Raw genomic sequence first — 20104 nt, forward strand, 5'->3', positions numbered from 1 at the left:
CTATCCTCTTATCCAGGCTGTCATCCCTTTTTGGCTTGCGTACTGCTGGGCAAATTCCAGCAGTTCTGGCGCATCAAGAGGTTGCTGCGCGGCCAGATAAGGGAGATTCAGGAGTTTATATTTGTTGATACCTAAGGTGTGGTAAGGCAAAAAATGAATCGCTTTCACGCCGAGTTCATCGGCGGCAAAATCGCTGATGGCGCGAATAGATTGCTCATCAGCATTAAAATCAGGAATCAGCGGCACACGAATGGTCATCTCCACATTGCGGGCTGCCAGTTTGCGGAAGTTATCCATCACGCGCTCAGCACTGCCATCGGTCCATTGTTTGAAGCGTTTTGCATCGACATGCTTCAGGTCGGCCAGCAACAAGTCGAGATGCTCAATGGACGGCTCGATGTATTTCCACGGTACGTGAAGACAAGACTCGACAGCAGTATGGATGCCCGCTTCTTTGCTTCTCTTCAGAAGTTGTTCCGCGATATCAGGCTGCATAAAAGGTTCGCCACCGGAAAGCGTAATCCCGCCGCCGCTGCGGTCATAAAAGGGTTTATCGCGCAGGACTTTTTGCATAATGGCATCAACGCTTTGCGTTTCACCGCATACGCTTAACGCCTGAGTCGGGCAACAATCCGTCAACGTCACCATATCGTCAGCCATTAATTTTTCGCGTGCGATAACCAACGCGTCGTCAATTCGGCTAATCGCATGAGGTGCTGCCTGCGGACAAAGTTCGCAACCGGCGAGGCACAGGCGCTCATCAAACAACACATCATGTTCACGTGCGCGGCTTTCAGGGTTCTGGCACCAGCGGCAACCTAATGAACAGCCTTTCAGAAACACCACGGTGCGGATTCCTGGACCATCATGTGTTGAGTAACGTTGGATATTAAATAGCATATTTCTGCCCTTAATCTTCTTTCGTAAATTAGATTACTTTCGAATGAAAGTTTTATTGATTTTGATCAGATAAAGAACAGACAGTGACGCTATGATGTCGGCAATAAGATAGATGACCAGTCTGGAGAGCTTATGGAACTGTATTTAGACACTGCTGATGTTGCCGCAGTTAAACGCCTGGCGCGTGTTTTGCCTTTGCAAGGTGTCACCACAAACCCATCCATTGTTGCAAAAGCGGGTATTTCGCTATGGGAAGTGCTGCCCGCGTTGCAGGAAGCATTAGGCGGCGACGGTAAACTGTTTGCACAGGTTATTGCCGCACAAGCTGATGAAATGGTGAAAGAGGCCGAGTTGTTGGTTAAGCGCGTGCCGGGCCTTGTTGTCAAAGTTCCGACCACGATAGAAGGCCTGGCGGCCATGAAACAATTGAAGGTTCTGGGGATCCCAACGTTGGGTACGGCGGTTTATGGTGCCGCTCAAGGTTTATTAGCCGCGCTAGCGGGCGCTGAATATGTTGCGCCGTATGTGAATCGTCTTGATGCGCAGGGCGGGGATGGCATTCAAATGGTGCAGGATTTACAGCAATTGCTGACGTTACACGCGCCGCAATCCAAAGTGCTTGCCGCCAGTTTCCGCACACCACATCAGGCTATGTCATGCCTGCTGGCTGGTTGCGAAGCCATTACTTTACCGATTGATGTGACTGAACAGCTGTTAACCACGCCAGCCGTGAATGCCGCTATCGCGACTTTCGAAAAAGACTGGCAGGGCGCATTCGGTTCACTGAGTTTGTAAATTGAAGTGATCGTTTAAAAGCTGCGCCGGTTCACACCGGCGTTAGACTCAAATCTCCCAGGGTGACTTTTTCAAGTCGCTCTCTTTTTGTTCTTCGCCGTGCGCAATAGCGATTAATTCCGCTTTTAAAATTTCCAGATTATTAATGGCGGAAGCGTGATCGCCACCCACCAGAATATCCAGCACAGTATCAATGCGTTTTGCGAGTTGCAGAGGGTCCACTGTAGGCATTGTGCATCCTGTAATTATTGGAAAAGTGTTGCCATCATAATGCAAAAAATGGCGCTAAAAGAGAAGGCGCAGACGCGCTTTTTTAGCCTTACTCATCAATCAATTATCGAACAATATATAAGTAATAATTATTAAATCCCCCCACACATTCATACATAAGCGGTAGTGGATTAGTCTGATCCTGCGTGTAACGCGCTTTCATAACATGAGGATAAGATAATGACAGTGATTAACCAACCGACTTGCAAATTGTTCACGGATACTTCTCGATTCACGCAATTGTCAGGATATTACGAAGCTGAACGCCGCACCGTGTGGATGATGCTCGGTGCACAGCCACGCCCTTGCTTTAATCACAAGCTGATTGAAGAAATTATGAACCTGCGTTACCTGGTTCAACAGGAGGGATTTGTCGTTGATTTTTGGGTGACGGGCTCACTGGTTCAGGGGATGTATAACACAGGCGGCGATTTAGGATTCTTTGTTGAATCCATTCAACAAGGCCAGCGTGAGGCACTGCGTGCTTATGCGCGGGCTTGCGTCGATTGCGTTCATGCGGCTTCTCGTGGTTTCGATAGCGGTGCAATTAGCCTGGCTATGATTGAAGGCAGTGCATTAGGTGGCGGTTTTGAAGCAGCACTCGCGCACCATTTTATTCTGGCGCAACGAGATGCTCGCCTCGGCTTCCCTGAAATTGCCTTTAATCTGTTCCCCGGAATGGGCGCTTATTCGCTGGTTGCTCGTCGTTCAGGTATGAAACTGGCAGAAGAGCTGATTTATAAAGGGGAGTCACACACTGCCGAGTGGTACGAGCAATTTGGTTTGGTGGATCAGCTTTTCGAACCCGGCCAGGGTTATCTCGCGACCCGGACGTTTATTGATACCCTGCAACCCAAACTGAACGGTGTGCGCGCTATGCTGCGTGCCCGTCAGCGTGTTTTACAGTTGCCGCGAGCTGAATTAATGGATATCACCGAGGACTGGGTTGATGCTGCTTTTTGCCTTGAACCGAAGGACATTGCGTATATGGAAAGGTTGGTACAACTGCAAAACCGTCACAGTGCGACGGCGTTGCGCAAAGCCAGCTAACCGCGCCACTAACGCTCTAAAATGGCTGCGGGTAATGGTTTAGTTAACTTCTGACTCAGCCATCTGTTGACGCCATTCTCGCAAAGAAGGCGTCTTCTTTCACTCAACCTACTGTTTCTGTGCCCGAACCAGCTCAAGGAAAAAGAGCAACGCAGGGGACAGATTTTCCTTCGACCATGCGACAGCAATTCCCATCGACAAACGCTTCGTGTCTTCCTTCAACTTCCGAAAAACCACCCCTTGCCGTTTGATGCACTGCAAAGAGGATGGAACCAAAGCGATGCCTTTGCCTTCGGCAATTAGCCCCAGCATGATGTGGTGATCTGGCGGCTCTGCAATCGCGTTTAGCTTAAAATTGATGCTTTCGAAAAACGTCTGACAATGATCATAAAAGCCAGGATTCATGCGCCGCTCAAACCAAAATATCGGCTCTTCGCGCAGGTCATCAAAAGAAATACTGCGTCTGGCGGCAAGCTTATGACCCGCAGGTAAAGCCACAACAAGGGGATCGTCGATAATTCTCTCAACCGCCAGATCCTGCGTTTCGGTGTGCAAACCCACAAACGCTACATCCATTGTGCCGTTCTTCACTTCGCGAACCAGATTAACTGAATAATTTCCTTTTGAGAGAATTTGCCAGTCTGCAAAACGCTGCTGCATCTCTTTTGTCACATCAGGGATTGCGCTTCGTTCGAACACGGTCGTGTAGCCAATGACAAATTTACCGGCATCAGTGCTCCGTTTCGATCTGGCGACGGCAATGGCTTTTTCCGCCTGAAGTAGCGTCTTTTTAACCTCGGGTAAAAATGCCGTGCCGGCCTCGGTAAGCGTGACGCCACTCTTATGGCGATTAAACAACTGAACACCGAGCTGCTCTTCGAGCTGATGAATTTGCCTGCTTAACGGTGGCTGCGAAATATGCAGACGCAATGCGGCACGGCTGAAGTTGAGCTCTTCACATACCGCGAGAAAGTAACGAAACTGGCGTAAATCGATAGATTCATTCATACCAAAAAGGTATCACAAAAAGGGTATTGGATGCATAGCCCGGCAGAATTTACAGTGCGTTCATCACACAACGTTAAGGAATGAAAAATGGAAAATGAACGCTATTTACGTGGGCTTGCGAAGCTAAAAGAAGTGGACGGTCACGCCGGGGAAAACGTCATCAACAGCCTGAGCGACATTGCGCCAGATTTTGCCCGCCTGCTGATTGAATTTCCTTTTGGCGATATCTATTCAAGGCCGGGGCTGGATTTAAAGTCACGTGAAATTGCGGTGGTTGCCGCACTTACCGCACTGGGTAATGCCACGCCACAACTTAAAGTGCATATCGAAGGTGCGCTTAATGTCGGCTGTACAGAGCAGGAAGTCATTGAAGTGATCATGCAGATGGCAGTTTACGCGGGGTTTCCTTGCGCACTGAATGGGATATTTGCTGCTAAAGAGGTCTTTGCAAAAAGGAAATAGCCAGGCTTGCCCGGCTAAATCAAACTATCGCGCTGTTCTGGCGAGATATCGCTTTAACCAACGCTCGAATACGGCAGCGGGCATCGGTTTAGCAAATAAATAACCCTGCCGTTCGTTGACGCCATTCTTAGTGAGAAAGGCGTCTTCTTTTTGGTTTTCAACACCTTCAGCGATCACTTGCAAATTCAGTGCCTGCGCAACGGCAACGATTGCTCGCACCAGCGATTGCGATACTGATTGTTTGTGAATGTCGCGAACGAAACTTTGGTCGAGTTTAATCGCATCTATTGGAAAGCGCGCAAGCTGAGACAGTGAAGAATAACCGGTTCCAAAATCATCCAGATGTACCTGCGCACCCAAACGGCTGAATTGCTGGATAACGGAAAGGGCGAGTTCTTCATTTTCAATCAGACAGCTTTCGGTCAGTTCCACATCAATCGGGCAGTACTCAAAGTTGAGATCTTTCAGCGCTTGCTTGAGGTCGCTGAAGATAGTTTGATCGGCTAACTGGCGTGCAGAAACGTTCACCGCAACGCGCAAATTAATGCCTTTATCGCGCCATTTCGCCACTTGCTGAACCACACTCAACATCACCCAACGGCCAAGCGGGACAATCAAACCCGATTCTTCGGCATAAGAGATAAAATCCAGCGGCGGAATTAACCCGCGCTCCGGTGATTGCCAGCGCACCAGCGCTTCCAGACTTCGGACTTCACCACGCCAGGTCATTTTCGGCTGATAGTGAATCACCAGTTGGTCGTTCTCCAGCGCTTTGCGCAGGTTGGTATCGAGCCACAAATATTCAAAAACGCGCTGGTTCATCTCAGGCGAGAACACGCAGAATTTACCGCGGCCGCCCTCTTTGGCTGTGTACATTGCGGTATCGGCATTCCGGATAACACTTTCTCTATCTTCACCATGCTGTGGTGCCAGCGAAATCCCTAATGAACAACCGGTGTAAACCTCAATCAGCCCAATACGGAATGGCTGTTTCAGGCGAGTCAGAATACGAGACGACATGGCTTCAAGTGCCGCCTGAGAAGTATCCGTTGCCAGAACGATAAACTCATCGCCACCAAGGCGCGCCAGAATCTGTCCTTCATCAAGGCAGCTGAGAATGGCCAGCGACACCGCCTGTAACAGCTGATCGCCGAACATGTGCCCGTAGGCGTCATTCACTTTTTTAAAGTTATCGAGATCAAGATAAACAATTCCAACTTGAGTATCAGCGCGATTCTCAATGGCAGCAGTGATTAAGTCGTTGATAGCATTGCGATTGGGGAGGCCAGTGATGGTATCGGTATTCGCCAGAACACGCAGTCGCTCCTGAGCGCGGCGTTCTTCGGTAATGTCAGTACCCGAACAAATCAGATAGATTTCGTTTTTGCCGCTGCCACTGTGGACGAATTTATTGCGGAACAAAAACAGGCGCTGGCCTTTACGGGTTTTTACCCAACGCTCGACCTCATAAGAATTCCCGTTACGGAAGAAGCCACTGATATTTCGTTTCGAAGCGGCAGCCTCGCTGCGGCTCATAAATAGTTTAAAGACGTTTTGGCCAATGACTTCTTGTTCTTTCAGTCCGGTATATTCTTCGCTCAAGCGATTGAAACGCTGAATATTCCCCAGGCGGTCAAGAATCACGATGACCGAATTTGCCTCGGAAACGACCTGCTCGGCAAAGGAGAGTCCCTGAACCAAATCGCGCGCGACAGAAGGGGTGTCATTCCAGGCAGATGCCGTGCCAGCCCACTCTTTCTTCGATACTTTGCGCCCCACCAAATGCACAGGAACCTCACTGCCGAACAGTGAAATAGAGAGCGTGACGCTGGAGGTGATAACCGTCATCTGGCGGATTTGGTCTGCCTGCTCTGGCTCAAGAGCTACGACCTGGCTGACGTCTGAACTTTCGCTTGCTGCTAATTGCAGCGCATTGCTATCGTTCGGCAAACGCCAGTATGGGCTGGTTGTCCCTAAATAACGGTAGAGCAGATTCTGCTCCAAATCGTCTTTCATGCTCTCTCCTGAACGGGGCCGACATAGCGTGCCAGTCTCTTATTTATATTAGCAATATAAAACCGATCTTAAAGTGACAACCGTGAGTAAAAGACATTGTTTTTGCAGAAGATGTGAGAAATCTGAATCTTCGCCTTTAGATTGGTGACTTTCCATGAGTTAAAACCGGAAAAAAGGAGTCATAACGCTAATCATTTCCCAGTTGTGATTATTAACTGTAAATCAGTAACCGTGAAAGAAAACAAAAAAAAGCTGAACATAAAGTTCAGCTTTTTAAAGATGGTTCACAAACTTGATATCAGGCAGCGGGGCGAGCTATCACGCTGCGTGTTTCCATACGAACTTCCGCGATGGTGACGTCAATTACGTCAGTGACTTTGTAAGCCACTTCGCCCTTGATTTGCACAGTGCCTAATTCCTGGCTGCACACCATTTCATCACGCACTGAGTGAATAAATGGGGCAGGGATGAAGGCAACCGCACCGTTATCAATCAGGCGAACACGCATTCCGCCACGGCTGACATCAATAATCTCTGCGGCAAATTTGGTATCCGTTCCCGCTTTATCTTGCAGGAAACGAGCATACAGCCAGTCGCCAACATCACGTTCAGCCATGCGGTTCAGACGGCGGCGTTCTGCCATTTGTACCGTAATTTCATCTTGTGGACGTGATGCCGTTTCACCTTTGATGATCGCTTTTAGCAGGCGATGGTTAATCATATCGCCGTATTTACGAATCGGTGAAGTCCAGGTGGCGTAAGCTTCAAGACCCAAACCGTAATGCGGACCCGGCTCGGTGCTGATTTCAGCAAACGACTGATAACGACGAATACGGCTATCAAGGAATCCGGTTGGCTGTGCATCGAGTTCACGGCGCAGTTTGCAGAAACCGTTAAGCGTCAGCACTTCTTGCGCGTTAACTTCGAGCCCATGGCCTTGCAGCATCGTGGCCAGTTGTTCGATGTTTGCCGGATCAAAACCGGTGTGGACGTTATAAACGCCGAAACCAAGTTTTTCACGTAGCACGATTGCCGCACAGACGTTAGCCGCAATCATTGATTCTTCAACGATGCGGTTAGCGATACGACGTGGCTCGGAAACGATATCCAGCACTTCGCCTTTCTCGCCTAATACAAAGCGGTAATCTGGGCGGTCTTTAAACACCAACGCGTGAGTGCGGCGCCATTCAGCACGGCTCAGGCAAACACGCTCGAGCAGGCGAATTTGTTTAGCTATGGCGTCAGATGGTGGCTGCCAGTCGCCTTTTTCTTCTAACCAGTCGGACACATCGTCATATGCCAGTTTGGCTTTTGATTCGATGGTGGCGACGAAGAAGTTAATCTCGCTCTCAATGCTACCGTCCTGCGCGATAACCATGCGACAAGCCACAACAGGGCGCGTGACATTAGGGCGCAGCGAACATAAATCGTCTGACAATTCGCGTGGCAGCATCGGGATGTTGAAGCCCGGCAGGTAGTTTGTGAAGGCGCGAACTTTCGCGATATCGTCAAGCTTGCTGCCTTCTTCAATCCAGGCGGTTGGATCGGCAATCGCGACGGTCAGTTGCAGTTTGCCGTCGGCAAGTTCTTCAACAAACAGCGCATCATCCATATCTTCGGTGCTGGCGCTATCAATGGTGACAAAATCCAGGGCGGTTAAATCTTCACGCACCAGGCCTTCGTCAAGCATTTCAGTCGCTACGCCATTAGGCGCTTCACGCTCAAGATTGTGGCGTGACAGTGTCACCCACCATGGTGCAAGGTGATCGTCACCGGAAGTGATGAATTGAGTCAAATCAGCATAGAAACCGCGATCCCCTTTCAGCGGATGGCGCTTCATCTCTGCGACGGCCCAGTCACCATTCTGGAAATCATGGGTGACGTTACGGTCAGCTCGACACTGAATCGCATCGCGCAGTAATGGGTGGTCCGGAACAATTGTCAGACGGTCGTCTTTACGTTGTACACGGCCAACAAACCGGCTGAGGAACGGTTCGATAAGCTCTTCTGGCTCAGCGGTTTCGCGGTCCTTTTCGGTATGAATCACCGCGCTCACGCGGTCACCGTGCATCACTTTTTTCATCTGCGGTGGCGGAATAAAGTAACTTTTCTGGGAATCCACTTCGAGGAAGCCAAAGCCTTTTTCCGTGCCTTTAACCACGCCTTCAACGCGTGGAGTTTGGGAATGCAGTTGCTGTTTAAGCTGCGCGAGCAGCGGATTATCCTGGAACATGTTTTTTAGTTTTCGTGGCCAAAAGAGCGGCTGACAGTTTTACGCGAAACCACCCTTTGCGGCAAGCGCTGTTTGCCGCAAAGGCACGTGTTAGCTCATGCTTAACTGGCATTACCCAGCCCGATTTTTAGCCGATTCAACCAGCCGTATAGCCCTGAACTGACAAGTAATTTTACAATGTCATGCTCATTAAAACCCTGCTCGTACAAGGGTTGAAGCTGGGCGGCGCTAAAGCTGCCAGGCGATCGTGTTAACACACGCACAGCCTGGATGATTGCCCGTTCACGCGGGTGGTTATGGCACCACGCCTGTAACGCTCTTTCACCATTGCGCATGGCTTCTGGCAGATGACTTTCACCACGCCAGGCAAGTGCAAAATCTGTAAAGCAACTCACGCTGCCGTTAATGCGTGCGGTCAACAGCCCAACCAGAATCGTATCGTCATCAGCCTGAGTTGTCGGCAGGCAAAATAATCGGGTCAACTGGCTCAATGCGTGAAGCGCTGAGGCATCGCTTGCCAACAATCCGCTTAACTCTTGTAACGCTTGCTGAGGTTCACTGAAATTGAGAGCCTCTAATTGTTGGCTATTGGCATAGCGCTGTTCTACCGCAGGCAAAGCGGGCTGCCAGGATTTATCACCTTCGAGGAATAACTCTGCACTGGCGTCCTGTTGCATATCAAGACCCGGCAACCAGCGTACGGGAAGCCCCTGGAGCGCCTGAAACACAGTAATAACGCGGGCCTGAAAACCGATAAAGCCAATCAGTTGATTAAACGTAACGATATCATTTATTGAGAGCGCGACTTCATCGAGCTGCTGGCGCGAATTGTCATCAATTAACGTAGGCTGACTGGCCAGTTGGCGAGCGTACTGCGTGATTTGCGTCAGGCGACGATTGCTCTCGCGGGAGGAGTCAGGACCCGGTTGCGGGGCAAGGCGGGCGGCATAGTGGTTACACAGACGCTGAACGCCGTAAACCTGGGCGACAGTCAGAGCTGTACTCAGACGGTCATAGCAACTTAGCGTGTTCAGGCGCGTAACAGGGGTGCTTTCGGGGAGCAAACATTCTGCGGCATTGCGCGCGACGCAAAGCCAGTCTGCTTCAGTCGTACGTTGCTCAACACTGAGCGCCAGGTCGAGTAAAAAGCGGTCCTGAAGGAATGCGGCCTCAGGAACTAACGGTAATACGGCGTCGCTGCGGCTGGATTGAGTTTCATGATACCAGTGGCCTTTGCCAGAGATTCGGCGTTGTTCCATGGTCGTTCCTTGGTCAAAGAGTTTACAAGCCCGGGTAAAACACCTGACGGCCTGGTTAGCTGCTTTATCCTGGCGTAACCACGTAACACGACAAAAGAATGATAGGAGATAACAAATATCAGAAAAGAATAACTGTCAGAGAGGAAAAGAAGAACAGGGCGGACGAACGCCGCCCCGTTGCGAACGGAATTAGTCTTTCAGTTCCAGTTCGTTCATGGCAGCGATGCTGAAGCCGCCGTCAACGTGCAGGACTTCACCGGAAACACCGGCAGACAGATCAGAGCACAGGAATGCTGCTGAGTTGCCTACATCTTCAATGGTCACGGTACGACGAATCGGGGTAACCGCTTCGCAATGTGACAGCATTTTACGGAAATCTTTAATGCCAGATGCCGCCAGAGTACGGATTGGACCCGCAGAAATCGCGTTCACACGCACGCCTTCTGGACCCATCGCGTTCGCCATATAGCGCACGTTAGCTTCCAGAGAGGCTTTAGCCAGACCCATAACGTTGTAGTTAGGGATAGCACGTTCAGCGCCCAGGTAAGACAGAGTCAGCAGTGCAGAACCAGGGTTCAGCATTTCACGGCAAACTTTAGCCATTGCTACAAAGCTGTAGGAGCTGATGTCGTGAGCGATCTTGAAGCCTTCACGGGTAACTGCATTCACGTAGTCGCCATCTAACTGGTCGCCTGGTGCGAAGCCAATTGAGTGAACGAAACCGTCAAACTTCGGCCAGCTTTTCGCAAGCTCAGCAAACATCGCGTCGATGCTTGCATCTTCTGCCACGTCGCACGGCAGAACCAGGCTTGAACCCAGATCCGCAGCAAAACCTTCCACACGGCCTTTCAGTTTTTCATTCTGGTAAGTGAAAGCCAGTTCAGCACCTTCGCGGTGCATAGCCTGTGCGATACCGTAGGCAATGGAGAGTTTACTGGCGACGCCAGTGATCAGAATGCGTTTACCGGTAAGAAAACCCATAGCTTTGAATCCTTATAGTTTCTGCTAATTTTATGACTTAACAATCACAAGCTTACGATTGATTCGTCACAATTTTTCAACACGAAAGTGAAATTATATCCCACTCAGCGCCTGTTGTGTCAGCTTATTTTTCTGGCTCCGGTTAACTGGTTATCACGTCGCCAGAGGTCATTCCTGTTACGTTCACGCCAAAGCAAAATATAAAAGCCGCAGTAAACTTAAACCTCACCCTACAAAACAGAGAAACCGGAGAGTATTGATGAAAATTACTGTTGAAACTCGCGTTAACGCGCCTGTTGAAAAAGTCTGGCAGGCCTACATCAACCCGGAAGATGTTAAGCAATGGAACACTGCTTCACCCGACTGGCACACGCCAACGGCAGCCGCTGATTTCAGAGAAGGCGGGGCGTTTTCATTCCGTATGGAAGCTAAAGACGGCAGTATGGGGTTTGATTTTGCGGGCGTATATACCCGCATCGTGCCGCTACAACTCATTGAATACACCTTCGGGGACCGTGAAGCGAAAGTGGAATTTACCCAAACAGCCGATGGCGTAGAGGTGCGTCTGGATTTCGACCCCGATCAACAATATCCCGTTGAACATCAGAAGAACGGCTGGCAGGCGATTCTGGATAATTTTGCGCGGTATGTTGAGGCAAAAAGTTGAGATGAGTTTTGTAGGTCGGATAAGCGAAGCGCCATCCGACTTACTTCCCTGATAACTAGCGATCTTTTCGCCATGCATCCGCCGTCAGTGCTTCACCAAAGTGGCTGGTAATCAGGCGTTTGGTCAAATCATGCAGTGGCGAGGCGAGCACTTCAGCGGTGCTACCACGTTCAACGACTTCGCCCTGATGCATCACGATAACTTTGTCACTGATGTGCTTCATCATGCCGATATGCTGTGTGACATAAATATAGGCAATACCGTGTTTTTCCTGCAGTTCCAGCATCAGGTTAATCAGTTGCGAACGCATCGACATATCGAGGGATGCCAGCGCTTCATCGGCAATAACCACTTTTGGCCGCAAAATCATCGCACGGGCTAAACCCAGACGCTGTTTCTGTCCGGGTGCCAGCATATGCGGATAATAACTGGCATGGTCGGGAAGCAAACCGACCATGCGCAGCGTTTCGATAATCTGCTTATGGCGCGCTTCCGGCTCAAGATTGGTATTGAGACGCAGCGGGAAATCGAGGATCTGCGAAATACGCTGGCGCGGATTAAGCGACGTGCTTGGGTCCTGGAAAATCATGCGAATATGCTGGCTACGGTAGGTATAGTCGCCATAATGCAGCAAATGGTCGTCGATCACCATTTCGCCAGTCGTGGGTTCAATCATCCCTGCGAGCATTTTCGCCAGCGTTGATTTGCCTGAGCCGTTCTCACCGATAATCGCCAGCGTCTGTTTTTCTCGCAGGGTGAAACTCAGCGGTTTGACGGCGTCAACATGCTGACGATGGAACAGCCCCGTACGGTAACGAAACGTTTTACTTAAATTACGGACTTCGAGCAGCGTTTCGACCATTACTGACTCTCCATATTCAGCGGGAAGTGGCAGGCATAAAGATGGTTTTTTGCCCCCATCAGACGTGGCGTTTCGATACATTCACGTTGTGCGTAAGGGCAGCGCGGCCCGAGACGGCAACCCATCGGTAAATGCTCCAGTAAAGGGATCGCGCCCGTCATGGTATTCAGTCGGCTTTTGTGCGGCATTGGGCTACCAAAGTCCGGTATGGCGCGGATCAGCGCCTGGGTATACGGGTGGTGCGGCGTGGCAATCAGATCTTCGCTTGTGGCACTTTCCACCGTTTGCCCGCAGTACATCACGTTAATTTTATCGGCCCACTGGCTCAACATCTGCAAGTCGTGGCTGATCAATAAAATCGTGGTGTTGTTGTACTGGTTCAGACGGGTCAGCAATTTGAAAATTTGCAACTGAGTCGTCGGTTCCATGGCGTTTGTCGGCTCATCGGCAATCAACAAACGCGGCTGATTCGCCAGCGCAATGGCAATCATCACCTTCTGGCATTCGCCGTCGGTCAGTTCGTACGGGTAACTGCGCATCGCATCTTTGTGATCTTTAATCCCGACACGGTGAAGCAGCTCTATCGCCCGGCGTTTACGCCAGCCAAACCGTTTCCACCAGCGGCCTTTATAAGTCCAGCCGGGAATATTTTGCGTCAGTTGGCGGCCCACTCGCTCTGATGGATCCAGACACGATTGCGGCTCCTGGAAAATCATCGAAACGTTATGGCCGACCAGGCGTCGACGCTCGCGGCCACTCAAGCGTAGCAGGTCGATGTCGTCAAACCGCATACGGTCGGCGGTGACGCGCCAGTTATCTTTGGTGACACCGCAAATGGCTTTGGCAATCAGGCTTTTTCCTGAACCAGACTCGCCGACTAAACCGCGGATTTCCCCTTCGTTCAGGGTCATACTGACGCGGTCTACCGCTTTAACCCAACCTTCGGATGTCATAAATTCGATGGTCAGATTTCGAATATCAAGTAATGGCATTATTGCACCCCCGCATTGATTGCGCGGCGTAAACCATCGCCCAGCAGGTTGACCAGCAGCACACTGATCATGATAGCCACTCCTGGCAGCATAACTGTCCACGGAGCGACATAAATCAACTCCAGCGCGTCACCCAACATGGAACCCCATTCCGGGGACGGGAGCTGTGCGCCTAAATCCAGGAAACCTAAGGCCGCAATATCAAGAATCGCCATCGACAGCGCGCGGGTAATTTCAGTCACCAGAATCGCGGCGGTATTGGGCATCACGGCAAACCAAAGAATATTTAACGTCGATGCACCATCCAGACGGGCGGCAACCACATAATCCTTCTCCAGCTCGTCGTGCACCGCGCTGTATACCGAGCGCACCATGCGGGGCAAAAGTGCCAGCCACACCGCGAACATAGCGTGAACCAGATGCGGACCGACAAACGCGACCACGATAATCGCCAGCAACAGGGAAGGGATCGACAGCAGCGTGTCGAGAATATGGTTCAGCACCGCAGAACGTAAGCCATGTGTTGAACCCGCAAAAACGCCGAGAATAATCCCGAACACGGCCGCAGCCAGTGTCACCACAAACGCACCACCAACGGTGGGAGCGGCGCCATTTAATAAGCGGCTTAAAACATCGCGACCCAGATCATCGGTGCCGAGGAAAAACGACACATCGCCATAGCGTGACCAGGAAGGCGGTAACAATTGATAACCGAGGAATTGCTGGTCGATGCCATACGGCGCAAAGACGCCACCAAATACACATAACAGCACCAAAGCCCCGCAACCATACAGGCCAATCATTGCCGTGGTGTCGCCGTAAAACTTGCGCCATGTCAGGCGTAGCGTGCTCGGCGGTCGCTTCTCGCGATAGACGCTATCGTAAGGCATACCATTCCTTATGTGTCAGTGGGTTTGCCATAGCACCCAAAATATCGGAGATAACGTTCACAATAATAACCAACGATCCGATGACCATTACGCCTGCGGAAATGGCTGTATAGTCCTGTTGGCGAATAGCGTTGATAAGCCAGCGCCCAAGACCTGGCCAGCTGAACACCACTTCGGTGATCATTGCCAGCGTCAGCATGGTTGAAAATTGCAGGCCGAGGCGTGGAATGACCGGCGGCAGGGCGTTGTGCAAAACATGACGATGCAAAATAGTCAGGCGTGACAAACCCCGCGTCGCCGCGGCTTTTATATAGTTTTGGTCAAACACCTCAATGGTGCTCAGACGCATCAAACGCACCACTTCGGTAGTCGGTGCGACAGCCAGCGCGACCACGGGCAAGATCATGTGGCGAATGGCGCTGATGATCATCTCTTCGCGGTAAGGCGAGTCAGACAGCCAGGCATCCACCAGGGCAAAACCTGTCTCCGATTTCACTTCATAGAGCAAATCAAAACGCCCGGAAACCGGCAGCCAACCTAACGTTAGCGAGAAGAACATCGTCAGCAGGAGCGCAAACCAGAACACCGGAATCGAGAAGCCTAACAGGGCGAGGGCGCTGATCAGTTTATCCTGCCATTTGTTGCGCATGATGCCGGCCAACATTCCTACCGGAATACCCACCAGTAGCGCGAGGCCAAACGCCAGCAGGCAAAGTTCCATCGTGGCCGGGAAGACCATACGCAACTGTTCGTTTATCGACTGGCCGTTAATGCTGGACACGCCGAAATCCCAGTGCAGGATACTTTCAAACCAGAACACCCAGGCGTTCCACAGCGATGCACCCTGCAGCGGAGCGTGGGGAGTAAAGTAGTTGAGGCTAAAACCAATAAAGGTCAGAAAAAACAGCGTAACCAGCAGCAATAGCAGGCGGCGCAAGGTGTAAATAATCATGGTTTTTTCACCTCAACATTCTCACGGGAAACCCCCGCAAACGATGCGTTACCAAACGGACTCAGCACCAACCCTTTAATGTCATAGCGGTAGGCTTGCAAACGCAGCGATGACGCCAGTGGCAGCACCGGCAATTCTGCTGCCAGAATATCCTGCGCTTCGCGATAAGCCTCGATGCGCGACGCCAGTTGCTGAGAGGCCAGCGCCTTCTGTAGCACTTCATCAAACTTAGGATCACACCAGCGAGCATAGTTGGTCTGGGAACGAATGGCGGCGCAGCTCAGCATCGGGCGGAAGAAACTGTCCGGATCGTTACTGTCTGTTGCCCAACCGGCGAGCGTCAAATCATGGTTCATGTCCATCAAACGCGCTTCCTGGAAGCGACCTTCGACCGGCACAATAATCACCTTCACCCCAATCTGCGCCATGTCTGCCTGAATCAACTCTGCTGTTTTTAGCGGACTTGGGTTCCACGCCTGAGAACTGGTCGGCACCCAGAGGCGTAATTCCAGGTTATTCAGACCCAGAGCTTTGAGTTGCTGGCGGGCTTTTTCTGGATTGTATTCGGTAATTTTAGAATCACTGTCATACGCCCAGGAAGCGCGGGGCAAAATAGAAGCGGCGGTTTCGGCAGTCCCGTAATAAATCGACTGCATCAGGCGTTGGTTATTGATAGCCAGCGCCAGCGCATGGCGCACTGCCGGGTTATTTAGCGGGGCTTTATTGGTGTTAAACGCCAGATACGCGATGTTCATCCCCGGGCGCAAAGTCAGCCGTAGACGCGGGTCATCACGCAAAATCGTTAATTGACTGGCCGCAGGATACGCCAACACATCGCATTCCCCCGTCAGCAATTTAGACAGCCTGCCCGTACCGCCTGACCCCAGGTCCAGAACGACCTGCGGCATTAATGGCACGCCGCGCCAGAATTTCTGGTGGCGAGCCAGGCGAATGTACTGCCCGGCACGATACTCGCTAATCTGGAATGGCCCGGTACCTACTGGCTGACGGTCCATCAACTCCTGGCGATCGGCTTTAGTAAGCTGTGCGGCATATTCCGCTGACATGACGGACGCATAGTGCGTTGCCATGTGCCACAGGAATGAGGCGTCAGGTTTTTCGAGACGAAATTCGACAGTGTTATTGTCCAGTTTACGCACACTTTTCACGGAGTCCGGGAACTGGAGGCTATCAAAATAGGGATAGTTGCCGCCGTTAACGTTATGCCACGGGTGTTTGCGGTCGAAAACACGTTGGAAGCTGAACACCACATCGTCGGCATTTAATGCGCGTGTGGGTTTAAACCACGGAGTGGTCTGGAATTGCACATTTGAGCGTAAATGGAAGCGGTAAGTGGCACCGTTATCCAGCACTTCCCAGCTTTCAGCCAGTTCAGGCACCAGGCGATAGGTGTAGGGATCGACATCCAGTAAGCGGTCATATAACTGTGCGGCGAGGGTGTCGACAATCAAGCCGCCGCTGGCCATTTGCGGATTAAAGGTATTGACCTGGCCGCTGACACAATAAACAAATCCGCTGCTACGGATATCTGCTGGCTTTTCAACAGGTGGGGCAGCAAATGCCGCGCCACTCAGGCAGCTAACCGCCAGTAACAGGGAGGATACAATTCCGCGCATAAGTTTTTGAGTTTTCTCGGGTGATAGCCAAAGTGTATCGCACTCTGGAGGGCTTCCCAAAATATGTCAGGCTATTTTGCTTTTTTTATCAACAATGCCGGCAAAAAAAGCAGGGGAATGCTGTTTTTTGCGGCGTTTACCGCATTTGCCCAACCCTGAAGTTAACGCAAAGGGCGTTTATTCGGCCTGAGCTATCTGATGTTTTTTAAGCAATGCGCGTAATTGATGGTACGTAAGCCCCAGCAATTCAGCCGCTTTACGCTGGTTGTATTTCGCCTGTTTCAGGCTTTGTTCTACCAGGATTTTTTCTTGTTCGTTTTGCCAGGCGCGAAGGTCCAGCGGCAGAGTCAGGGGTAATTCCCCATTTTGTTGCTTTGATGGCGCAGGTTTTCGGGCAAACGGGTCGAGGATAACTTCATCCACCGGCTCGTCGCTGGAACCATGGCGATAAACCGAACGCTCTACCACGTTTTTTAACTCACGGATATTTCCCGGCCAGGCGTAATCCAGCAGGGTTAACTGCGCCTCTTCGGTAAAGCCTGGGAAGAAGGGAAGGCCAAGTTCGCGGCACATGGTGATCGCAAAATGCTCCGCCATTAACATGATATCCGGCTGGCGCTCGCGTAGCGGCGGCAGTTTCACGACATCAAAAGCCAGGCGGTCGAGCAGGTCAGCACGGAATTTGCCCTCTTCAGCCAGTTGGGGCAGGTCGGCGTTGGTCGCGCAAACCAGGCGCACATTGACCTGCAAAGGCTGGCTGCCGCCCACACGCTCAAGTTCGCCATATTCCACCACACGCAGCAGCTTTTCCTGCACCATCATCGGTGCTGTGGCGAGTTCATCAAGGAAAAGCGTTCCGCCGTCAGCCCGCTCAAAGCGACCTGGATGGCGTTTTTGCGCCCCGGTAAACGCCCCGGCTTCATGACCGAAAAGTTCTGAATCAAGCAGGTTATCGTTAAGTGCCGCACAGTTCAGGGAGATAAACGGCCCTTGCCAACGGCGTGAAAGAAAATGCAACCGGTTAGCAATCAATTCCTTGCCGGTGCCGCGCTCACCAATCACCAACACGGGTTTCTCAAGTGGTGCCAGCCGCGAGACTTGTTCCAGCACTTCAAGAAAGCTGTTCGCTTCGCCAATCAGGTTATCTTTACTATCTGCCATGATTAAATTAACCAATAGTTAGTGAATATCACCACTATAAACGTTATGCATTATGAGTCAAATTTAATCATTTCGTTTAAAATCAACGGAATAAAAAGTTGGCACACCCATTGCAATATTCTTGTCGAGCAAGGTGCCGGGCACCTGAAATAATGACTAAAGAGGATTGAATTATGGGTATTTTTTCTCGTTTTGCCGACATCGTGAATGCCAACATCAACTCACTGCTTGAGAAAGCAGAAGACCCACAGAAGTTGGTGCGCCTGATGATTCAGGAAATGGAAGACACTCTGGTTGAAGTGCGTTCCACCTCGGCTCGTGCGTTGGCTGAAAAGAAACAGCTTTCCCGTCGTGTAGAGCAAGCGACCGCACAGCAAGCCGAATGGCAGGACAAAGCCGAACTGGCGCTGCGTAAAGATAAAGAAGATCTTGCGCGTGCGGCACTGATCGAAAAACAAAAAATGACTGACATGATTGCCACCCTGGAAGATGAAATGGCGCATGTCGATGAAACCCTGGCGCGCATGAAAAAAGAAATTGGTGAGCTTGAGAATAAACTCAGCGAAACCCGCGCGCGCCAGCAGGCACTGACCCTGCGTCACCAGGCTGCTTCGTCTTCACGTGATGTTCGTCGCCAGCTTGATAGCGGCAAAATCGACGAAGCAATGGCGCGTTTTGAATCGTTCGAACGTCGCATCGACCAGATGGAATCAGAAGCGGAAAGCCACGGCTTTGGCAAGCAAAAAAGCCTCGACACAGAGTTTGCTGAACTGAAAGCGGATGATGAAATCAGCGAACAACTGGCTGCACTGAAAGCTAAAATGAACAACCAGGATCGTGGGTAATTAATTACACGGCGGCATGGGTATCATGCTGCCGTTGCCTGACTTGTAAAAGGAGTACACATGAGCGCGCTTTTTCTTGCCATTCCATTAACGATTTTTGTGTTGTTCGTCGCCCCGATCTGGCTGTGGTTGCACTACAACAACCGCGCTGCAAATGGCGGGCAGTTATCCCAGGGCGAACAACAGCGTTTGGCACAATTGACTGATGAGGCACGCCGTATGCGTGAACGCATTCAGTCGCTGGAGCAGATTCTTGATGCAGAACATCCGAACTGGAGAGACAAATAATGGTGAATTCAATTTCCGGTCGTAAATTATGGCGCATTCCAGAAAAAGGCATGGTGAAAGGTGTGTGTGCGGGTATCGCGCAATACCTTGATGTGCCGGTAAAACTGGTTCGTCTGATTACTGTTTTAGCGATGATTTTTGGCCTGTTTTTCTTTGTTATGGTCGCCTACATCGCACTGACTTTTATCCTTGATCCCATGCCTGCGGGTGCGGAGCAGGGAACACCACAACCGACCAGCCGTGATTTGCTGGATGAAGTGGATGCCGAATTAGCAGCCGGTGAACAGCGTTTACGCTCCATGGAACGCTACATCACCTCTGATACCTTCACATTGCGTAGTCGCTTCCGCCAGCTTTAACCTCAGACTTTCTCCCTCTCCTGGGGGAGAGGGCCGGGGTGAGGGCGAACAGATCTCATGCAAATTCTTAACTGTTTCACCGGAGGTTAAATGTCCAAATTCCAGACGGCTGCGAACAAAGCGAAGCCAGGCCTGAAAATCGTTGGCAAATTAGTGTTGCTGACGGCGCTGCGTTATGGCCCTGCAGGCGTCGCGGGTTGGGCAGTTAAATCGGTAGCGCGTCGCCCGCTGAAAATGCTGCTGGCACTGATTCTTGAACCCATGATGGCAAAAGTTTTGCGCAAAGTTTCAGCGCGTTACAACAGCCCATCAGTGAAGTAACTCTCCATACCAGCCTGTTCCGCTCGTTTTTGAGCGGAACATTCCCATCTCTCTCTTTCCATTCTCCGCCGTTTCATTTTAATTTGCGTTACCTCACAAATATTAATCTTCACTTCCCACTGCGTTGACAGAAAAATAAACCGGGAGTAGTCTCGC

Annotated in this window: 21 protein-coding genes; 8 read left to right on the forward strand and 13 right to left on the reverse strand. The window is 51.0% G+C overall.

Translation table 11 applies throughout. The features are described 5' to 3' along the window. On the reverse strand, window positions 1–900 hold the full coding sequence (locus tag M2371_RS04940) for a glycyl-radical enzyme activating protein (protein WP_259267040.1): 900 nt from the start codon (window positions 898–900) through the stop codon (window positions 1–3). A 132-nt stretch (window positions 901–1032) separates the two neighbouring features. Here M2371_RS04940 and fsa point away from each other — a divergent pair, with 132 nt between their 5' ends. Continuing rightward, window positions 1033–1695, forward strand: coding sequence for a fructose-6-phosphate aldolase (gene fsa / locus M2371_RS04945; RefSeq protein WP_172894079.1), 663 nt, complete (start codon window positions 1033–1035; stop codon window positions 1693–1695). Between the two features lie 48 nt (window positions 1696–1743). Here the strand turns inward: fsa and M2371_RS04950 are convergent, their stop codons facing one another. Then, window positions 1744–1926 carry a hypothetical protein gene (locus tag M2371_RS04950; protein WP_172894080.1) on the reverse strand — a complete coding sequence of 61 codons (183 nt, stop codon included), beginning with the start codon at window positions 1924–1926 and terminating at the stop codon, window positions 1744–1746. A gap of 219 nt (window positions 1927–2145) precedes the next feature. Between M2371_RS04950 and M2371_RS04955 the strand changes: the two genes are divergently transcribed. Beyond that, the gene (locus tag M2371_RS04955; RefSeq protein ID WP_259267041.1) at window positions 2146–3015 is read left to right on the forward strand and encodes a crotonase/enoyl-CoA hydratase family protein; all 870 of its coding nucleotides are present in this window, start codon (window positions 2146–2148) and stop codon (window positions 3013–3015) included. Between the two features lie 108 nt (window positions 3016–3123). On the opposite strand, the gene M2371_RS04960 is transcribed toward M2371_RS04955, so the two are convergent. Next, window positions 3124–4023 carry a LysR family transcriptional regulator gene (locus tag M2371_RS04960; RefSeq protein WP_259267042.1) on the reverse strand — a complete coding sequence of 300 codons (900 nt, stop codon included), beginning with the start codon at window positions 4021–4023 and terminating at the stop codon, window positions 3124–3126. Window positions 4024–4110: 87 nt separating this feature from the next. Here M2371_RS04960 and M2371_RS04965 point away from each other — a divergent pair, with 87 nt between their 5' ends. Beyond that, entirely contained in the window at window positions 4111–4485 is a 375-nt protein-coding gene (locus tag M2371_RS04965) for a carboxymuconolactone decarboxylase family protein (protein ID WP_259267043.1), read from the forward strand. Window positions 4486–4509: 24 nt separating this feature from the next. Here the strand turns inward: M2371_RS04965 and pdeR are convergent, their stop codons facing one another. From pdeR to fabI, 4 genes are all read right to left on the reverse strand, one after another. Beyond that, window positions 4510–6501, reverse strand: a complete 1992-nt coding sequence (pdeR, locus tag M2371_RS04970) for a cyclic di-GMP phosphodiesterase (RefSeq protein ID WP_172894084.1) — start codon at window positions 6499–6501, stop codon at window positions 4510–4512. 298 nt (window positions 6502–6799) lie between these two features. Further along, window positions 6800–8734 (reverse strand): exoribonuclease II, encoded by a 1935-nt coding sequence (locus M2371_RS04975; protein ID WP_259267044.1) that lies wholly within the window; start codon window positions 8732–8734, stop codon window positions 6800–6802. Window positions 8735–8835: 101 nt separating this feature from the next. Further along, window positions 8836–9993, reverse strand: a complete 1158-nt coding sequence (locus tag M2371_RS04980) for a CMD domain-containing protein (protein ID WP_259267045.1) — start codon at window positions 9991–9993, stop codon at window positions 8836–8838. A gap of 189 nt (window positions 9994–10182) precedes the next feature. Continuing rightward, a complete protein-coding gene (fabI, locus tag M2371_RS04985; protein WP_034495629.1) occupies window positions 10183–10974 on the reverse strand; it encodes an enoyl-ACP reductase FabI in 792 nt (263 codons plus the stop codon). Window positions 10975–11233: 259 nt separating this feature from the next. Between fabI and M2371_RS04990 the strand changes: the two genes are divergently transcribed. Beyond that, the gene (locus tag M2371_RS04990; protein WP_172894087.1) at window positions 11234–11641 is read left to right on the forward strand and encodes an SRPBCC family protein; all 408 of its coding nucleotides are present in this window, start codon (window positions 11234–11236) and stop codon (window positions 11639–11641) included. Window positions 11642–11696: 55 nt separating this feature from the next. Here the strand turns inward: M2371_RS04990 and sapF are convergent, their stop codons facing one another. The 6 genes from sapF to pspF form a co-directional block, all read right to left on the reverse strand. Beyond that, window positions 11697–12503 (reverse strand): putrescine export ABC transporter ATP-binding protein SapF, encoded by an 807-nt coding sequence (gene sapF, locus M2371_RS04995; protein ID WP_172894088.1) that lies wholly within the window; start codon window positions 12501–12503, stop codon window positions 11697–11699. Next, window positions 12503–13495: a putrescine export ABC transporter ATP-binding protein SapD gene (sapD, locus tag M2371_RS05000; RefSeq protein ID WP_115628469.1), complete on the reverse strand. Its 993-nt coding sequence runs from the start codon at window positions 13493–13495 to the stop codon at window positions 12503–12505. The genes sapF and sapD overlap by 1 nt, the downstream gene beginning before the upstream one ends. Beyond that, window positions 13495–14385, reverse strand: a complete 891-nt coding sequence (gene sapC, locus M2371_RS05005) for a putrescine export ABC transporter permease SapC (protein ID WP_172894089.1) — start codon at window positions 14383–14385, stop codon at window positions 13495–13497. Before sapC ends, sapD begins: the two co-directional genes overlap by 1 nt. Next, window positions 14372–15337 (reverse strand): putrescine export ABC transporter permease SapB, encoded by a 966-nt coding sequence (gene sapB, locus M2371_RS05010; protein ID WP_172894090.1) that lies wholly within the window; start codon window positions 15335–15337, stop codon window positions 14372–14374. The genes sapC and sapB overlap by 14 nt, the downstream gene beginning before the upstream one ends. Continuing rightward, window positions 15334–16974 carry an ABC transporter substrate-binding protein SapA gene (sapA, locus tag M2371_RS05015; RefSeq protein WP_259267046.1) on the reverse strand — a complete coding sequence of 547 codons (1641 nt, stop codon included), beginning with the start codon at window positions 16972–16974 and terminating at the stop codon, window positions 15334–15336. The genes sapB and sapA overlap by 4 nt, the downstream gene beginning before the upstream one ends. A gap of 177 nt (window positions 16975–17151) precedes the next feature. Beyond that, window positions 17152–18150 (reverse strand): phage shock protein operon transcriptional activator, encoded by a 999-nt coding sequence (gene pspF / locus M2371_RS05020; RefSeq protein ID WP_259267047.1) that lies wholly within the window; start codon window positions 18148–18150, stop codon window positions 17152–17154. A 158-nt stretch (window positions 18151–18308) separates the two neighbouring features. On the opposite strand from pspF, the gene pspA reads away from it, so the two are divergent. The 4 genes from pspA (at window position 18309) to pspD (ending at window position 19948) form a co-directional block, all read left to right on the forward strand. After that, a complete protein-coding gene (gene pspA, locus M2371_RS05025) occupies window positions 18309–18980 on the forward strand; it encodes a phage shock protein PspA (RefSeq protein ID WP_115628474.1) in 672 nt (223 codons plus the stop codon). A 60-nt stretch (window positions 18981–19040) separates the two neighbouring features. Continuing rightward, window positions 19041–19268 (forward strand): envelope stress response membrane protein PspB, encoded by a 228-nt coding sequence (gene pspB, locus M2371_RS05030; RefSeq protein WP_034495605.1) that lies wholly within the window; start codon window positions 19041–19043, stop codon window positions 19266–19268. Continuing rightward, entirely contained in the window at window positions 19268–19627 is a 360-nt protein-coding gene (gene pspC, locus M2371_RS05035) for an envelope stress response membrane protein PspC (RefSeq protein WP_172894094.1), read from the forward strand. The genes pspB and pspC overlap by 1 nt, the downstream gene beginning before the upstream one ends. A 90-nt stretch (window positions 19628–19717) precedes the next feature. Then, entirely contained in the window at window positions 19718–19948 is a 231-nt protein-coding gene (pspD, locus tag M2371_RS05040) for a phage shock protein PspD (protein WP_034495713.1), read from the forward strand. Window positions 19949–20104: the final 156 nt, after the last annotated feature.

This window comes from Buttiauxella sp. BIGb0471 (assembly GCF_024807715.1).
Lineage (GTDB): Bacteria > Pseudomonadota > Gammaproteobacteria > Enterobacterales > Enterobacteriaceae > Buttiauxella > Buttiauxella agrestis.

Coding starts and splice junctions, on each gene's coding strand:
- M2371_RS04965 (WP_259267043.1), top strand. CDS start 4,111: ATGGAAAATGAACGCTATTTACGTGGGCTTGCGAAGCTAAAAGAAGTG.
- M2371_RS04950 (WP_172894080.1), bottom strand. CDS start 1,926: ATGCCTACAGTGGACCCTCTGCAACTCGCAAAACGCATTGATACTGTG.
- M2371_RS04955 (WP_259267041.1), top strand. CDS start 2,146: ATGACAGTGATTAACCAACCGACTTGCAAATTGTTCACGGATACTTCT.
- M2371_RS04940 (WP_259267040.1), bottom strand. CDS start 900: ATGCTATTTAATATCCAACGTTACTCAACACATGATGGTCCAGGAATC.
- sapB (WP_172894090.1), bottom strand. CDS start 15,337: ATGATTATTTACACCTTGCGCCGCCTGCTATTGCTGCTGGTTACGCTG.
- sapD (WP_115628469.1), bottom strand. CDS start 13,495: ATGCCATTACTTGATATTCGAAATCTGACCATCGAATTTATGACATCC.
- fabI (WP_034495629.1), bottom strand. CDS start 10,974: ATGGGTTTTCTTACCGGTAAACGCATTCTGATCACTGGCGTCGCCAGT.
- pdeR (WP_172894084.1), bottom strand. CDS start 6,501: ATGAAAGACGATTTGGAGCAGAATCTGCTCTACCGTTATTTAGGGACA.
- pspC (WP_172894094.1), top strand. CDS start 19,268: ATGGTGAATTCAATTTCCGGTCGTAAATTATGGCGCATTCCAGAAAAA.
- M2371_RS04975 (WP_259267044.1), bottom strand. CDS start 8,734: ATGTTCCAGGATAATCCGCTGCTCGCGCAGCTTAAACAGCAACTGCAT.
- sapA (WP_259267046.1), bottom strand. CDS start 16,974: ATGCGCGGAATTGTATCCTCCCTGTTACTGGCGGTTAGCTGCCTGAGT.
- sapF (WP_172894088.1), bottom strand. CDS start 12,503: ATGGTCGAAACGCTGCTCGAAGTCCGTAATTTAAGTAAAACGTTTCGT.
- pspA (WP_115628474.1), top strand. CDS start 18,309: ATGGGTATTTTTTCTCGTTTTGCCGACATCGTGAATGCCAACATCAAC.
- pspB (WP_034495605.1), top strand. CDS start 19,041: ATGAGCGCGCTTTTTCTTGCCATTCCATTAACGATTTTTGTGTTGTTC.
- M2371_RS04980 (WP_259267045.1), bottom strand. CDS start 9,993: ATGGAACAACGCCGAATCTCTGGCAAAGGCCACTGGTATCATGAAACT.
- sapC (WP_172894089.1), bottom strand. CDS start 14,385: ATGCCTTACGATAGCGTCTATCGCGAGAAGCGACCGCCGAGCACGCTA.
- fsa (WP_172894079.1), top strand. CDS start 1,033: ATGGAACTGTATTTAGACACTGCTGATGTTGCCGCAGTTAAACGCCTG.
- pspD (WP_034495713.1), top strand. CDS start 19,718: ATGTCCAAATTCCAGACGGCTGCGAACAAAGCGAAGCCAGGCCTGAAA.
- M2371_RS04960 (WP_259267042.1), bottom strand. CDS start 4,023: ATGAATGAATCTATCGATTTACGCCAGTTTCGTTACTTTCTCGCGGTA.
- M2371_RS04990 (WP_172894087.1), top strand. CDS start 11,234: ATGAAAATTACTGTTGAAACTCGCGTTAACGCGCCTGTTGAAAAAGTC.